We start from the raw sequence: 15,644 nt of genomic DNA on the forward strand, positions 1-15,644 counted from the left end.
GAGGGTCTCCTAGTCGACTAGGTAGTACGCACACAACAGATACACGACCGGTCCGGTCAGGGCGAAGGCGAGCAGGGGTCCGGCGACCCCCGCCACCGCCGGCGGGGCGGCGCCCTCGCCGTCGATGCGGCGGGCGGCGGCCAGGTAGCCGCAGGCGAGGTCGATCAGGACGGCGGTGAGGGCGACCATGAGTCCGCCGATCGCGGCGTCCCGGGGGTCGGGCCCCTCGATGACGAGGCCGGCGTAGGCGGCCGAGGCGGTGCCGCACATGGTACCGATGACCACGCCGAAGGCCCCGCGGGTGACCTGGCGGTTGATGCGCGGGTCGGGCATGACCGCGTCGACGGCCCGGGCGGCCAGGATCGCGGTGGTGGCGGCGACGACGGCCGAGTACATCGCCGGCGGGGCCGCGCCCAGGCGCGAGAGCGCGATATAGCAGGCGTAGCCCGCGGCGCCGATCGCCAGGAGCATGGTGAAGCCGAGGTTCTCGGTGACGCCGGCGTGGTCGCGGCGGACCAGTTGGGCGGCGACGGCCGCGCCGAAGGCCCCGGCGACCAGGACGGTGACCGGCAGCAGTGAGACCGGGGTCCAGTAGACCGCGGCCCAGTCGGCGGACACCGCCACGAGCGCGCCGACCGCCAGGGGCACCCAGGCGCCGTCGATGCGCCTGGTCCAGGTGACCGCGGCGAGCATCGCCAGTTGGAGGACGCCGATGCCGGCGGCGTAGATAGGGCGTTCGAGCTGGGCGCCGAGGATCAGCCCGGCGCCGATGACGAGGGCGACGGCCACCGGCGGGAGGCGGTGCAGCCAGTGCGGGGTCGGCGGCGGCATGGTGTGGTCCTCGGAGCGCTCGGGCTCGGCGTCCGGGAGCCGGTCGGGCTCGGAGTCGGGGGTGCTCCGGCGCGAGCGGAGGAACGATGCGGCGCGGCGCCTGCCGGACCGGCGCGGGGCCTCCTCGGGCGGCCGCCAGGCGGCCTGCTCGCCGCTGCCGTCGGCGGGGCGGGGCACCTCGGGAGGCTCGTAGCCCCAGGTCTCGTCGGGTCGGCTGTACGACACGTTGGACAGCCTACGGCAAGGTCGCCGCGGAACGCTCACCTTCGCCGCCGCACCGGCGGAGGTGTCGCGTCGGCCCTCCCGTGCACAACGGGTTCGTCACGATGTGAGGTTGCAGGAAGGTGAAGCTGGTCATCCGGCCGGTGACCCTTTAGAATTACCTCTAATCTACCTACCGTCTGTAATTGCCGCCCGCCATCGACGTCGGGAAGCACAGCCTGTGCGAATGTACATCTCCGCAGGCGTCGATGTGATTGTGTGCTCAATAACAGCGGAGGCCAGCTGTGGAAATACTGATCCTCACCTCGAACCCGGTTCCGGATTCTCCAGAGTCGATCCTTCCCTCGCTCGAACTGCTGCCCCACCGCGCCCGCTACGCGGGCCGGGACGTCCGCGCGCTGCTCTCGGGTCCGAGCCCCGACGCCGTCATGGTCGACGCCCGCTCAGATCTGGCCGACGCCCGCGCCACCTGCCGGGTCCTCCAGGCGACCGGGCTGACCGTCCCGCTGTTCGGGATCGTCACCGAGGCGGGCCTGGCGGCGCTTCAGGCCGACTGGGGCGTGGACGACTTCCTGCTGGCCGGCGCCGGACCGGCCGAGATCGAGGCGCGGCTGCGGCTGGCCACGGGCAAGCCGAACGCGGCCGCCGCGGCGGGCCCGGCGGTGATCAGGGCCGGGGATCTGACCGTCGACCCCGACACGTACGCGGCCAAGCTCAAGGGCCACCCGCTGGACCTGACCTATAAAGAGTTCGAGCTGCTGCGGTTCCTGGCCCAGCACCCGGGGAGGGTGTTCACCCGCGAGCAGCTGCTGCGCGAAGTGTGGGGCTACGACTACTTCGGCGGCACCAGGACTGTGGACGTGCATGTGCGGCGCCTGCGGGCCAAGCTCGGCAGCGAGTACGAGTCGATGATCGGCACGGTCCGCCAGGTCGGCTACAAGTTCGTCGCCCCGCCCCCCGACAGCCTGCGGGAGAGTGAAACGGAGCCCGAAAGAATCGGCCTCCGACAAGAAATCTGAGGACTTAGCAGCTGGGCCGCGACCCCGAAACGGGGTCGCGGCCCTGATCTCACCCGGTCACTCGCCCGAGGGGGCGGGGATGGAGACTCCGCGTCCCAGCGGCTCCCCGAAGTCGGGGAGGCCGTCGGAGCCGAAGTCGAACGGCTGCGCGTACGTCTGGCGGTTCGATCCGCAACCGTCGGACGACGACGGGTTGCCGTGGTAGACCAGCCACTGCTCGCTGCCGTCCGGAGACGTGAAGAACCCGTTGTGGGCCGATCCGTAGACGCCGTTCGCCGCCTGGAACACCGGCTGGTCGTACTTGGTCCACGAGCCGGCCGAGAGCGGGTCGCCGCCGGTCAGTTCGAGCAGTCCCAGCTTGTAGTCGGGGGTCTGGCACGAGGAGGCCGAGAACGTCACGAAGGTGCGGCCGTCGTGCTGGAGCACGGCCGGGGCCTCGTTGACGCGCGCTCCGACCGTCTCCCAACTGTGCGTGGGCCGGGAGATGGTCACGTGCGCTCCGGTCACGGTCCACGGGTTCGACATGGCCGCGATCCGGATGGACTGGTCGGGGCCGTCCCACTCCGACCACAGCAGGTACAGCTGCCCGCCGACCTCGAGGTAGGAGCCGTCGATGTTCCACTGGTTCGGCAGGGGCGTGCTCATGAACTCGTACGGACCCATCGGCGTGTCGCCGGTCGACCGCAGCACGTGGAGCTTCTGCCCGTCGTAGTTGGTCTGGGAGTTGCCCGAGGTGTACATCAGGTACCAGACCCCGTCGATGCGGTGGAACTCCGGCGCCCAGTGGCTGCAGCACCGGTCGGGCACGCCCGCGTCGTCCCACACGACGGTGGCCGGGGCGGTCTTGAGCCCTTCGAGGGTGGTCGCGCGGCGCATGATCACCGTCGAGTCCCACGTGGTCGTCGACAGGTAGTAGTAGCCGTCCCAGTACTCCAGCCACGGGTCGGCGCCGTCGCTGATGGGACTCGACACGGTCCCGCCCCCGGACCCGTCGACCGGGTCGAGGTGCCATTTCTGTACGTCGGCCCCGCTGTAGTCGTATTGGGAGATCCGGTCGCCGGGCGTGGTCGACCAGTCCCACAGGTCGAGGGCCTTGTCGGAGAACCGGTTGATGAAGGAGTAGGTGCCGTCGGAGTGCTCGGTGACCTCCCATTGCTGGTTGGTGCCGTCCAGGTCGTCCCACTGGGCGATGGTGGCGCCGTTGTCGGCGTTCCACTCGTAGACGTCGAGGACCATGCCGGAGTGGCGGGCCTGGATGCGGTAGTAGCCGTCGCCGGAGTCGAGGAAGCGGAACTGCTGGTTGTCCGCGCCGGTCCGGTCCCACTGGACGAGTTCGGCGCCGGCTTCGCTCGAGCCGCCGTCGATGTCGAGGGCGAGCCCGGAGTGGGCGCTGGTGATGACGTACCACTGGTCGGTCTGGACGGCGGCCTGTGCCGGGAGTGCTGAGGCCGCGACCAGCCCGAGGGCGGCGGTCGTCGTCGCTGTCAGGCCCGCGAGGAGGCCGCGGGCGCGTCTGGATCTTGTCATGGCTGCTCCAGGGGTACGGCGGGCGCCCAGAGTCCGGGTGGGCGCCCCGCCGTTGTCTAAGGGAATAGAGCGGGTTGTGCCGGGGTGCGCGCCCGGACGCGCACCCGGTCGGAGGGTCAGGCGCCGTCGAGGACGGGCCAGCCGTCGGCGGTCCACTCGATCTGCTCGATGCCGAGCGAGAAGCCGCCGTTCTGGTGGTAGGAGTGGTAGGCCATCAGTCCCCGGTGGATGGACTGTCCGCCGGTGGCGACGAAGCTGCCGTGGCCGCCGAGGACGACCGTGCCGCCGCCGTTGCGCATGTCGACGCCGTTCGCGTCGAGGAACGGTCCGGTCGGCGAGTCGGAGCGGCCCACGGTGATCTGGTAGGTCGAGTTCGCTCCGTCGCAGCACCTGCCGATGGAGACGAACAGGTAGTACTGGCCGTCGCGCTCGATCATCGAGGGGCCCTCGATGCCGCCGTCCTTGGTGGCCAGGCGGATCGGCTGGGCACCGGCCGCGGGCTTGCCCGAGGGCCAGTCGAGTTGGACGGTGTGGATGCCCTGCCACCAGGAGCCGTAGACCATCCAGTGGGTCCCCGAGCCGTCGACGACGATGTTGGGGTCGATGGCGTTGTACGGATCGCCTTCGTAGGACTGGAGGACCTCGCCCTCGTCGACCCACTGGTAGTCCGGGTCGTCGGGGTTCAGGGTCGTGTTGGTGGCCAGTCCGATCAGCGACCGCTGGTTCCCGAAGGTCGAGGCCGAGTAGTACAGGTAGTACTTGCCCTGCGCGGCGTCGAAGAAGATCTCCGGGGCCCACAGGTTGTCGACGCCCGAGATCTGCTGAGTGAGCCAGGAGGGCTTGGTGTCCCACACGGTGCCGACGTTCTGCCAGGTGCGGCCGTCGTCGGTCGAGCGGCGGATGGGGATGTTGCCGTCGCCGAAGCGGCCGTCGCCGGTGGCGAACACGTACCAGTCCTCGCCGTTGCAGCCGGCCCACAGTGCCGGGTCGTGGGCGCCGAGGTCACCGCTCAGGCTCGAAGGCTGGGTGGGGCCGGCGTCGCATTGGGAGGGCTCTCCTGTGCCGCCGTCGTCGACCTCGTGCAGCTCCCACCTCTGGGCCTCGGAGCCGCTGTAGGTGTACTGCGAGATGCGCGCTCCCGGTTCGGTCGAGGACTCCCACAGGTCGAGGGCCTTGTCGGAGAACCGGTTCGTGAAGGAGTACGAGCCGTCGTCGTGCTCGGTCACCGACCACTGCTGGTTGGTGCCGCCGAGGTCGTCGTACTGGGCGATGGTGGCGCCGTTGTCGGCGTTCCACTCCCACACGTCCAGGACCATGCCGGAGTGGCGGGCCTGGATCCGGTAGTAGCCGTCGCCGGAGTCGAGGAAGCGGAACTGCTGGTTCTCCGCTCCGGTGGCGTTCCACTGGATCAGTTCGGCGCCGGGCTCGGTCGAGACGCCGTCGATGTCGAGTGTGAGTCCGGAGTGGGAGCTGGTGATGTTGTACCAGGTCCCTGGCGTGACCGCCGCGTTGCCGGTGGCCGGGTTGAGCATCGTCAGCCCGGCGGCGGCCAGGACCGCGGCTCCGAGGCCGGCGAGCGCGGCCGTCCGTCTGCGTCGCATGATCGGGGCTCCTCACTGAGTGTTGATCGATAAAGTAGTGAAAATGTTAGCCAAAACATCGATATCTATCAACCCCTATGCGGCCTCGCGTGTGGACGCGAAAGCGCCCGCCGCGAATCGCGGCGGGCGCCTTCACTGTTCAGAGACCGGTCAGGTCACGATGTTGACGACCGTCGACCCGATGGTCTCGCCTTCGGAGGCGTAGTCCAACGTCCCCAGATACCGGGCACCGGACTCCAGGCCGGACCACGACAGGTTCACGTCGAACTCCTCGCCGAGAGCGACCTCCTGTTCGACCGGGTCCACGGCGAGGTTGCCCTCGTCGCCGCCCGGCACCACCCAGGAGTGCAGCGTCGAATCGACACTGTCCGGGCCCGCCCACAGGTCGACGTACACCACGAAGGTGTAGCCGCCCGGGAGCGTGACCGACTCGTTCGACCCTCCGGCGGCCGACAGGCCGACCAGCGTCAGCGACCCGTCGTCGCCTTTGAGGTAGACGAACAGGTCCAGGTCGGTCCCCGCCGGATGCTCCTCGTCGAAGGTCGCGAAGCGCACCATCGAGGCGTCGGCCGGGGTGGTGAACTCCCAGGCCTTGACGTGGGAGTTCTCGACCGGGTCGTCGGTCGGGAAGGACCCGCTGGTCGGGTCGGTCAGCGTCGCCTCGTTGCGGTCGGAGGCGACGATGCCGTTCACGCTCGTGCTGATCGAGCCGTCGAAGCCGGCGGTGCCGGTCAGCGTCGCCGCTCCCGGCGCGCCGTCGAGGGTGGTCTCCTCGGCCATGCTGAGCATGGCCGGCTTCACCGTGATCGGCGAGGTGACCTCGTGGCGGTTCCAGCCGCCGCCGATCTGCTTCCAGGTGAGCGAGCCGAAGGCCCACTCGTCGAAGGCGGCGTCGGTGCGGGTGACGGTCAGCTCGTACGTAGCCGACTCGCCAGGACGCAGGTACAGCCAGCGCTGGTCGACCGAGGCGGTCGTGCCCTCGGGGGCGTCGACCTTGGCCATGTAGAGGGCCGCCCGATCGTCCACGTTGGTCACCGTGCGCTCGACGGTGTAGGCGCCGGCGACCTGCGCGACCGTGATCGACGGGTAGTTCAGCTGCGACGGCTCGATCGAGCCGAACAGATCGCAGGTCTCGGCGATCTTGTGCGCCTCGGGAGTGCCGCAGATGTACTGGACCCAGTCGGACGGGCCGGAATCGTAGACCAGGCCGGGGTTGAACATGTCCCGGCCGTCGACGTGCCCGGAGCCGTAGTCGAACGGCGTGGCGTCCTCGCCGCTGCGCTGGATCGGGTCGCCGTCGAGGTCGGTGGTGTAGGCGGTGGTCATCATCGCCGACTTGACCGTCATCGGGGACCAGTCCGGGTTCGCCGACATCAGCAGCGCGCCCAGGCCCGCCACGTGCGGGCTCGACATGGACGTGCCCTGCGCCGCCGCGTAGTCGTTGCCGCGGTTGACGTCGGGCACCATGCCCGCCAGCACCTCGGCGCCGGGCGCGGTGACGTCGGGCTTGAGCAGGTTCTGCCCGGCGGCCAGTCCCGGACCGTTGGAGGAGAACGCGGTGACCTCGGGCGCGTTCTGCCCGATGCGCTCGGAGGTCGTCACCGACACCGTCGGGTCCCCGGTCTGGCCGAGCCAGTCGACCAGGTCCAGGCCGTCGGTGTAGGAGACGTGCATGACCGGGACGGCCTGCGAGGTGACCACCGAGGCCGGGCCGCGGTCGTCGACGTCGCGCACGACCAGCGCCGTGCCGCCGGCGGCGGCGACCTCATTGGCCATGTCGGTGAACAGGTTGCCGCGTTCGCAGAGGATGCCGAAGCCCTCGGTCTTCGCCGGGTCCAGGGTGCCCGGGTCACAGCCCGCTGCGGCCTCGGAGTCGGCGTCGTCGAACGCGGCGTCGGAGGCGGACTTGAGCGGGAAGTCCATGGCGCCGTTGATGGCGCCGACGGTCGTGGTGGTGTCGCCGTAAGTCAGATCGGACCGGTAGGTCATGTCGTGCGTCGAGGCGGCGACGGTGGTCACCCACGGCTCCTGGTGGTCCACGGTGGACCCGGGGCCGTCGTTGCCGGCGCTGGCGGCGATGAAGACGCCCGAGGCGGCGGCGTTGAAGAACGCCAGCGAGATGGCGTTGACGAACTCGGGCGTGCCGCCTCCGCCGATCGAGAAGTTGATGACGTCGACGCCGTCGTTGACCGCGGCCTCGATGCCGGACACGAGGTCGGCGCCGGGGCAGCCGCCCCAGCAGACCTTGTAGGCGGCGACGCGCGCGGCCGGGGCCATGCCCGAGACCGTGCCGAACTCCTCGCCGTCCATGGTCACCGGGGCCTGGTAGTTGCCGGCCGCGGTCGTCATGGTGTGGGTGCCGTGCCCGTCGGAGTCCCGCGGGGAGGCGTAGTGGCCGGGAGTGTCGCCGTTGCCGCGCGAGTCGAACCAGCGGGCGCCGATCAGCTTGTTGTTGCAGGTGATATTGCCGTCGGGGTCCTCATCCTGCCCCTCTTCGCACTCGCCCTGCCACTTCTGGTCGATGACGTCCTGGTCGGGGCGGGGCTCGGGCAGGGGCTCCAGAGACGGGTTCTCGGGCCAGACCCCGGTGTCGAGAACGCCGACGATGACGCCCTCACCGGCCCGCTCGGGGTCCTCGAAGTACCGGTTCCAGGAGCCGTGGCGGCCCTCCAGACCCAGGAAGTCGGGGGTGGTGGCGGTGTTGAGCTGGTAGACCTCGTCCCGCTCGACCGAGAGGATCTCGTCGCTGGCGGCCAGTTCCTCGGCCTGCTCGGCGGTCAGCTCGGTGGCGAAGCCGTTGAACACGGTGTCGTATTCGGACACCGCATCGAGGCCGTGTTCGTCGATCACGTCCTCGCGCTCGGCGGCGAGGTGGTCGCGGTACTCCTCGACCGCGGCCGAGTCGAAGTCGATGGACTCTCCCTCTTCGGGGGCGGTGGCCTGCAGTCCGGACTGGTCGCCCTCGTAGGTGGCGACGGGCTCGTCCTCGAGTTGGACGAAGTAGTAGCCGTCGGTGTACTCGACCGGTTCGGCCGGTGCCTCCTTGAGGTATTCGGGCGATACCTCGGGGAGACCGGGCGGGTCGGCCGCGGCCGGACCGGCCGCGGTGACTATTCCGGCCACGACTATGGGGACGGTCGCCGCGGCCAGGGTGATCCTGGCCCCGGTTCTGACGCGCCCCTTCGCGTGTCTGGATATACGGGGGATGGGAGATCCCATTCGATGAGCTCCTCTCAAGGGGGACGGCGCTGCGGAGGGTGAGATGCAGCGCACGAAAGCGAGCCTATTGTGAGCACGACTCGGTGTAAACCCTCATATGAGGAGATTTCGACGCCCCGGCGAGACTGTTACACGGCCGTGACATCAAGCAAGAAGTTATTCACTGAATTCGATGTACACGGGCTCCCGGCCATGGCCCGGGGTGACGGAGCGCTACCAGCGCCACCACAGGAAGCGCCGCTCGTAGCGGATCCGCACCCTGCCGTACTTGTTGCGGCCGTTCACCACCAGGTGGGGGCCGCCGTCGCCGTGGCAGTCGATCTTGACGTTGCCGCCGTGGATCTGGACTTCCTCCTCCTCGGCGGAGGCGCCCCGCGGAAGGACCACGGTGAGCGAGGCGTGCGTCAGGGCGATGTCGATCGCGACCTCCCGGCTGGTGAACCTCGCTTCCCTCATGTCGAGCTTCACCGCCCCGTGGGTGGGCTCGACGACGATGCGGGAGGGGACCGTCCAGTTGCCGTCGCGCACGGCCCTGCCGTGGACCGGGCTCAACCGCAGTTCCCGGGTCGACTTCCCGGGCCCCTTCGGGATCGCGACCGCGCCGCCGTCAGCAGGCAGGTCGGCCAGGAGTCGCTCGACCTCCGCGTAGGTCTTGGCCTCGTAGACCTCGCGCGAGCGCTGGTCGAACTCGGCCAGGTCGAGGCGTCCGTCCTGCACGGCGGCGTGGAGGCGGGCGACGATCGCCTCGCGTTCGTCGTTGGAGATCCGGAGGTTCGGGTCGGGCTCGGTCATGCGCTGGTTCTCCGTTCGCTTCTGCCGCGGGGGCTACCAGCGCCACCACAGGAAGCGGCGCTCATAGCGGATCTTGACCGAGCCGAACCAGTTGTTGCCGCTGACCCTGATGCTGGGTCCGCCGCTGTCGTGGCAGCCGTTGTGCATCGATCCGCCGTGCAACTGGACGCCGTCGTCGACGGCCGAGGCGCCCCTGGGAAGGACCACCTCCACCGACGAGAACGCGAGCCCGACCTCCAGGACGACGTCCCGGCTGCTGAACTCCGCGTGGCGGCAGTCGAGCTTGACCGAGCCGTACTTGGGCTTGGCGACGATGCGCGAGGGGACGGTCCATCCGCCTTCGCGCTTGACCGAGCTGAAGGAGGGTGCCAGCTCCAGGTCGGGGACGCGGGCGCTCGGCCGCGGCACGCCCGGGACCGAGAGCGCCCCGGTCTCCTCCGGCAAGTCGGTGAGCAGGCGCTCGACCTCGGCGTAGGTCTTGGCCTCGTAGACCTTCTGGGAGCGCTCGGCGAACTCGTCGAGTTCGAGGCGGCCCTCCTCGGTGGCGGACTGGAGGCGGCCGATGATCGCCTCGCGTTCGGCATTGGAGATGCGGATGTTCGGGTCGGGCGTGGACATGCGGGTTACCTTCTGCGTTGGCTTGCGGCGAGCCGACGGGGGCGGCGCACCAGACCGCCGTTGCACCATTCGTCGTAGTCGAACAGGTCCGGCTGTCGGATGAGCGCCTTGGTGTTCTCGGCCCACAGTCCAACATACTGGTCGCGTGTCTCTTGTGCCTTGTCCAGCAGCTTGTCGACCCGCTTGCGGGTGTGCACCCTGAACCGGGTCCGCACCGCGTCTCCGGAGTATATGTAGAGCACGTGCAGGGCGAACGAGCGCTTCGGGCAGGTCGGCTCCGCCGCCAGCTCGAGCCAGGTGCCGGCGAGTTCGTCGGTGGCGAGCGTGAGGTCCCATTGGCGCCCCTCGGGTGCGGTCGAGTACGGGTCCAGGGCCCAGTCCCGGATCTCGTCCACGGTGGGGAGCGCCGGGTGCGCGAACCCGGCGAACGACGCTTCGGTCACCTACACTCCCGGCGGCTTCAGGTGGATCGAACAATGCTCGCCCCGATCGTAACCTGCCGGTACCGGTACCACCGCCCTCGTGACGCTCGCCCTCAGGTACTTCCACTGCCCTTCCGACCGGCCCCGTCGTCGGGCCGTGGCCGGTATCACCTGTCGCTGAAACCTTTGCATGGAGCCAGCATCCCGGTCGTTTCCGGCCTGGAAGTCCGTGCGCGTCTACCACAACGTCGGTTGCGTGTAGGCGTGCTTACGGTCCTCGTTTCTGTCCCGTGGTACGGGTGTTGCGCCGACGGCCCGCCCACCGGCAGTTATACCGGTGGTTGCGCGGGTCTGGTTGTCGGCTCGGCGAGGGTTCGGCACTTTCGTGCCCTGGTCTCCGGCCACTCCGGTACCAGTCGAGCAGACCGCTGCCAGAGCGGCCAGGTTCAATGCGGCGTTCTCGTCCCGATCCTTGACCAGGCCGCACGCTTCGCACTTGAACACCCGGATGTGCAGCGGCAGCTTGGCTTTCACCGCGCCACACCCCGAGCAGGTCTTCGAAGAGGGGAACCACCGATCGGCCACCACGAGCTGGCCGCCTCGCCAGTCGGTCTTGTAGGTCAACTGTCGGCGGATCTCACCGAACCCGGCGTCGGCGATCTTGCGGGCCAGGCGCCGGTTGCGCAGCATCCCGGCCACGTTCAGATCCTCGACGGCCACCGTGCCGTACTCGGCGGCCAGGTTGGTGGTGGTCTTGTGGAGGGCGTCGGCGCGGAGGTTCGCCACCCGATGATGGATTCGGTTGCGCTCGGCATTGGCCCTGAGCCACCGGCGTGAGGGCTGCTGCCCGGTTCGTTTGTCCGGACCCTGACGGCGGGAGACCAGACGCGAGGCGCGCCGCAACTTCTGGAGCGCGGCCTCGTAGTGCTGTGGGTTCGCGATGAACTCGGTGTTGCCGTCGGAGTCGGCGGTCACGGCCAGGTGCGTGACGCCCAAGTCGACCCCGACCGCCGTGTTGGGATGGCGCGGGGTGGTCTTGGCGCGTTCGACCTCGACCTGGAAGGCCACGAACCAGCGCCCGCGTTCGAACCGCACCGTAGCAGAAAGGATTCGGGCGGTCCCATTCGCGATCCTGCGCTCGAGTTTGGAGGTCTTCTCGTGGACCCGGATCGTGCCCAGCCGGGGCAGGGTCACATGCCGCCGATCCGGTTCCACGCGGATGGTTCCGGTCCAGAATCGACACGACAGCTGCGCCCGACCCTTGCGCTTGCGGCGTGGCACGCCCATCTTGGGGCCTTCGCGGTCACCGCGCTTGGATTTGGCGAAGTTGTCGAAGGCAGTCGCAGCGGCCGTCAGCCCGGTGTTGTAAGCCTCTTTGGAGTTCTCGGCCCACCACCCGGCCAGGCGCGGATCGGTCCGCTTGGCGGCATTGAACGCACGCCGCAGTGCCGGGAGCGACCACGGCCGCCACTCGGTCAATTCTTCGTCGGCGATGCCGTAGGTGGCCTCGGCCGCCCGCTGCGACCAGGCAGCCATTACCCAGGACACGGCCCAGTTGTAGGCCACTCGCGCCCCGCCGCAATGCGACCGCAGCGCCGACTCCTGCCCACTGTTGGGGTCGAGAGCGAACCGATAGGCCTGCAACACACACCCTGGCCGCGCCTTGAAGCGCCCACCCGCCATATGTCACCACCCTTGATGAAGCAATTGAGCAATTGTCAGACACATGTACTACATATCAAATATCCCAGTGTGCCTGAGGTGACGCAATAGCCCACAAGAGTGATTTTTTGTATATATTATTCATGAACGGCTTGTATGCCCTCAACGGTGCATCGCCTGGGTGAGCGCCTCTATCCGGGCTCCGATGTCGTGGAGGTCGGACAGGTCCGGGTCCCAGCCGCGGGACAGCAGGAGCTCCCGCAGCTCGGTCAGCCACTTCCGTGGATGCTCCATGACATCGGCGGCGTTCAGGGTCATCACCTCCCAGCCGAGGCCGTGCAGGGCGTGGTGGCGGTGGCGGTCGTGAAGCTCGGCTTCCGTGCCCGTGTGGGCGTCCATGCCGTCGTGCTCGATCCCGACCTTCCACGCGTCCCAGCCCAGGTCGAGGAACGCCGAGCGCCCGTCGGCGGTCCTGACCCGCAGCTGCGGGGTCGGCGCGGGCAGGCCGGCGTCGCGGATCAGGCAGCGCGTCCACGACTCCATCGGCGACTCGGCCCTGGGGTCGGCGGCCAGGAGGGCGGCGTTGGCGCGTCTGAGGCGGTTCCCGTGGACCTTCTCGAGGGCCGCCGCCAGGCTCCTGGCGTCGATGCCGCCGCGCAGGAACTGGTCGGCTGCGGCCACCGCCTCCAGGCGCGGCAGCCCGGCGGCCAGATCGACGAGGGTGCGGGCGCGGTGGGTGACCGGCAGGCCGTCGACGACGGCCGTGTCCTCCACGGGCAGGCCCGGAGCGTACTCGAGGGGCCATTCGTGTTCGGCCACGCCGGGCGGCAGGACGTCGAAGCCCTGGATCCAGGCGGCGGTGCGGCCGGTGGCGGTGAGGCTGAGATCGGCCTCGAATGCCTCCTCGAAGCGCTTGCGCAGTCCTGCGCCGGTCGAAGCGGACGGTTCGGCGATCGCGGTGCGGTATGCGGGAATCTGCATCATGCGCCAAGTGTCGTGACGCCGATACCGAGCGTCAATCATTCACGTTCGGCCTGTGGATAACTTCCGGCATTCGAGGCGAAACGGCGGAAAGAGCGTCCACTGCGGCGCCACATCGGATACGCCGATGGCCGGGCGCGAAGCGCCCGGCCATCGGCGATCAGGGTCTAAAGGTAGTAGTAGTCGCAGATCTTCCAGGTGCCGCCCTCTTCGACGACGACGAACACCGAGTCGACGTCGGCGTTCTCGGAGGCCTCGTTCGGCTCCTCGTCGTCCCAGGTCCAGTTGGCCCACACCTCGGTCTGCCCGTTGTTCTCACGGGACATGCCCCAGATCAGGAAGTTGTAGTCGGGGGCGTAGTCCTCGGCCCATTCGAGTTCCCACTCGAGGTTCTCGGTCGGGTTCTCGCACATCAGCTGCGACATGGCGTCGGTGTCGCCGTCGTCGGCCAGCACCTTCCACTCGATCGCGACGCCCTCGGGCGTGCTCACGTCGTAGTTGTCGGAGTTGATCGGCGAGCCCCAGCCCTCGTAGTTGCCCGAACCGGAGTCCTCGGTCGGCTCCTCCTCCGTGGGCTCCTCGGTCGGCTCGGGCTCCTCCTCGGTGGTCTCGTCCTCGGCGGCCTCGCTGGTCCCGCCGTCTCCGGCCTCGTTGGAGTCATCGTCGTCGAGCATGCCCGGCACGACCAGGATCGCCACGACCCCGAGCACGACGACCAGGGCCACGACTATCCCGAGCACCAGCGGCAGCTTGTTGCCTCCGCCGGTCTGCGGCATCACCTGCGGCGGCAGCGGCGACGGCGCACCCGGCGGGTAGCCCGGCTGCACGCCCAGCGGCGGCGTCATGCCCGGGTTCGTAGGCGGCGGCTGCGAGGGGTACTGCTGCGGCTGGTTGAGCTCGTAGTTCTGCGGCCCGGGCGGCGGAGCGCTGTTGTAGCCCTGTCCGTAACCCTGGGAGTAGGGGTCGCTGGGCTGCTGCGGCGGTTGGCCGCCCGGCTGATTCGGGTCGTAGCCGCCAGGGGGCGGGTATGTCATCGCTCGTGCCTCTGCTCTTGGGGATGGGTTCTCTGGTGAAGTGGTTTTCCACCGGGGCCTAACCGATCGTACAGCGCCTCTGCTATTGGCGTGGACGGCGCGGACCGGCGGTTACCGTGCGTCGCACACCCGGTGCGATCCGGCCTCGCGTTGAGGGTCTAAGATTCATGGCCCGGCGCCGGAAGGCGCCGGTTGCGACTCCGCCAGCGTGCCCGACCTCCCGGAGCGATCGGCTGGGCCGTACCGAGAAGTGCAGGCCGCGAAAACCCAGCTAGTACCCGAGGTTCAACGTATGGCTGCGACCGTTCAATCCGTGGGTCTTTGGACGCTGATGATCGGCCCGTTCCTGGTGGCGACGTGGGCGGTCGTGCGCTGTCGGCGTTCCGCCGGCCTCTCCGAGCCGTTCGGGCCACCCGACCGGGTCGGCGAGGTCGCCGAGGCGGTCGAGGCCGCCCGCGGCGGATCGGGCCAGGCCCCCGAGCAGCGCGAGCGGGCCATGCGGAACCTGGTCGACGCGATGCAGAACGAGGGCATCGAGGCCCATATGCGCATCCAGCTCATCCAGGACCTGGTCGACCTGGGCGGCAAGGAGATGGCGCTGCGCCTCGATCCGGTCGTGGAGTCCTCGGAGGTGGACATCGAGGTGCGGCTGGAGGCCGCCGAGCACCTGGGCCGGTACAGCGCCCGCGAAGGTGCGCGCGCCCTGGAGGCGATCGCCACCGATCCCACGGTCGACGACCAGAGCCGCCTGGACGCGGCCAGCGCCCTGGTCGACTGCTCCGACCGCCCGGCCGGGATCGCGCTGATGCGCCTGGTCACCGACGACGCCGCCAGCGAGTACGTGCGCCACGGCGCGGCCAACATGCTGCGGCGCGTCGACCGCACCTCGGCGGCCATGGCCTTCGGGTTCCTGGCCTCCTCGCCGCTGATCAGCTCCCGGCTGCGCATCATCTGCGCCGAGCAGCTCGCCGACGACGACCCGGTCGCCGCGATCAAGGCCCTGTGGCGTCTGATCAAGGGCGTAGAGTCCATCATGGACTACAATCTCGGGATCGACGCCGCCGAAGCCGTCCACGGCATCTGCCCCGACGGCGGCATCGAGGCGTTCAGCGCACTCGCGACCGACCCGTCCTTCCCTTGGCACGGCCGCATCGAGGCGGCCTACCGGCTCGGTCGCCTCGGCGTCTCCGACGGTTTCGACCTGCTCAGCGACTTCGCCCGCGCCGATGAGCTCGATGACGCCCTGGGGCTGGCCGCCCTCGACCGGCTCTTCCAGCTCGAGAACGAGACCGGCACCCTCGATGCCGACGAATAAGCGCCTGCAACCCACGTAGGTGGCCCTGACCTCCAGGTGGTGGAGGTCGCGGCGGTCACCGAGCCAGTACGGGCTGTCGGAGTCCAGGAGCGATTCCCACGTCGCCTGGTCCTCGGCGTCCAGGTAGTCGCGGTTCCAGTCGGCCCACCGCCGCAGGGCGTCGATCGCGTGCTCCAGCTCCGGGCCCTCCAGCGGCGCGGGGATCGCGACCGCCTCGTTGTACTCGCGCACCCCGGTCAGCCCGGCGTGCTCCAGCGCCACGTTCCAGCCGTAGGGCAGCGGCTTCGCCCGGTGCGCGCGGTTCTCGGCCTCCAACCGCCGGGAGGCCGCCTCGGCCAGACGCAGTTCGAGGCCCGGCCGGCCCACCCCCAGGTCGCGCGGCAGGAACTGCGGTCTGATCC

At 69.3% G+C, this 15,644-nt stretch carries 12 protein-coding genes; 2 read left to right on the top strand and 10 right to left on the bottom strand.

What is annotated here, in order from left to right; translation table 11 throughout:
• Positions 1-9 precede the first annotated feature (9 nt).
• Complete coding sequence (locus JFB92_RS01415; protein ID WP_199034161.1) at positions 10-1,056, bottom strand: hypothetical protein; 1,047 nt, start codon at positions 1,054-1,056, stop codon at positions 10-12.
• 281 nt (positions 1,057-1,337) lie between these two features.
• Between JFB92_RS01415 and JFB92_RS01420 the strand changes: the two genes are divergently transcribed.
• Positions 1,338-2,072 (top strand): winged helix-turn-helix transcriptional regulator, encoded by a 735-nt coding sequence (locus JFB92_RS01420; protein ID WP_199034162.1) that lies wholly within the window; start codon positions 1,338-1,340, stop codon positions 2,070-2,072.
• 57 nt (positions 2,073-2,129) lie between these two features.
• Here JFB92_RS01420 and JFB92_RS01425 read toward each other — a convergent pair whose 3' ends face one another.
• The 9 genes from JFB92_RS01425 to JFB92_RS01465 form a co-directional block, all read right to left on the bottom strand.
• Positions 2,130-3,599 (bottom strand): family 43 glycosylhydrolase, encoded by a 1,470-nt coding sequence (locus JFB92_RS01425; protein ID WP_199034163.1) that lies wholly within the window; start codon positions 3,597-3,599, stop codon positions 2,130-2,132.
• A gap of 116 nt (positions 3,600-3,715) precedes the next feature.
• A complete protein-coding gene (locus JFB92_RS01430; RefSeq protein ID WP_199034164.1) occupies positions 3,716-5,200 on the bottom strand; it encodes a family 43 glycosylhydrolase in 1,485 nt (494 codons plus the stop codon).
• A 150-nt stretch (positions 5,201-5,350) separates the two neighbouring features.
• Positions 5,351-8,419 (bottom strand): S8 family peptidase, encoded by a 3,069-nt coding sequence (locus JFB92_RS25970; RefSeq protein WP_199034169.1) that lies wholly within the window; start codon positions 8,417-8,419, stop codon positions 5,351-5,353.
• Positions 8,420-8,632: 213 nt separating this feature from the next.
• Positions 8,633-9,211, bottom strand: a complete 579-nt coding sequence (locus tag JFB92_RS01440; protein WP_199034171.1) for a DUF1707 SHOCT-like domain-containing protein — start codon at positions 9,209-9,211, stop codon at positions 8,633-8,635.
• A gap of 33 nt (positions 9,212-9,244) precedes the next feature.
• Positions 9,245-9,829 carry a DUF1707 SHOCT-like domain-containing protein gene (locus JFB92_RS01445; RefSeq protein ID WP_199034173.1) on the bottom strand — a complete coding sequence of 195 codons (585 nt, stop codon included), beginning with the start codon at positions 9,827-9,829 and terminating at the stop codon, positions 9,245-9,247.
• A 5-nt stretch (positions 9,830-9,834) separates the two neighbouring features.
• Positions 9,835-10,272 carry a hypothetical protein gene (locus tag JFB92_RS01450; RefSeq protein WP_199034175.1) on the bottom strand — a complete coding sequence of 146 codons (438 nt, stop codon included), beginning with the start codon at positions 10,270-10,272 and terminating at the stop codon, positions 9,835-9,837.
• A gap of 216 nt (positions 10,273-10,488) precedes the next feature.
• Entirely contained in the window at positions 10,489-11,898 is a 1,410-nt protein-coding gene (gene tnpB, locus JFB92_RS01455) for an IS607 family element RNA-guided endonuclease TnpB (protein WP_199034177.1), read from the bottom strand.
• 177 nt (positions 11,899-12,075) lie between these two features.
• Positions 12,076-12,897, bottom strand: coding sequence for a putative endonuclease domain-containing protein (locus JFB92_RS01460; protein ID WP_199034179.1), 822 nt, complete (start codon positions 12,895-12,897; stop codon positions 12,076-12,078).
• A gap of 164 nt (positions 12,898-13,061) precedes the next feature.
• Positions 13,062-13,928 carry a hypothetical protein gene (locus JFB92_RS01465; protein ID WP_199034181.1) on the bottom strand — a complete coding sequence of 289 codons (867 nt, stop codon included), beginning with the start codon at positions 13,926-13,928 and terminating at the stop codon, positions 13,062-13,064.
• Between the two features lie 313 nt (positions 13,929-14,241).
• Here JFB92_RS01465 and JFB92_RS25140 point away from each other — a divergent pair, with 313 nt between their 5' ends.
• Positions 14,242-15,243, top strand: coding sequence for a HEAT repeat domain-containing protein (locus tag JFB92_RS25140; protein ID WP_233162135.1), 1,002 nt, complete (start codon positions 14,242-14,244; stop codon positions 15,241-15,243).
• Positions 15,244-15,644 lie beyond the last annotated feature (401 nt).

Origin of the sequence: Glycomyces salinus, assembly GCF_016428645.1 — a bacterium.
GTDB classification, from domain to species: domain Bacteria; phylum Actinomycetota; class Actinomycetes; order Mycobacteriales; family Micromonosporaceae; genus Glycomyces; species Glycomyces salinus.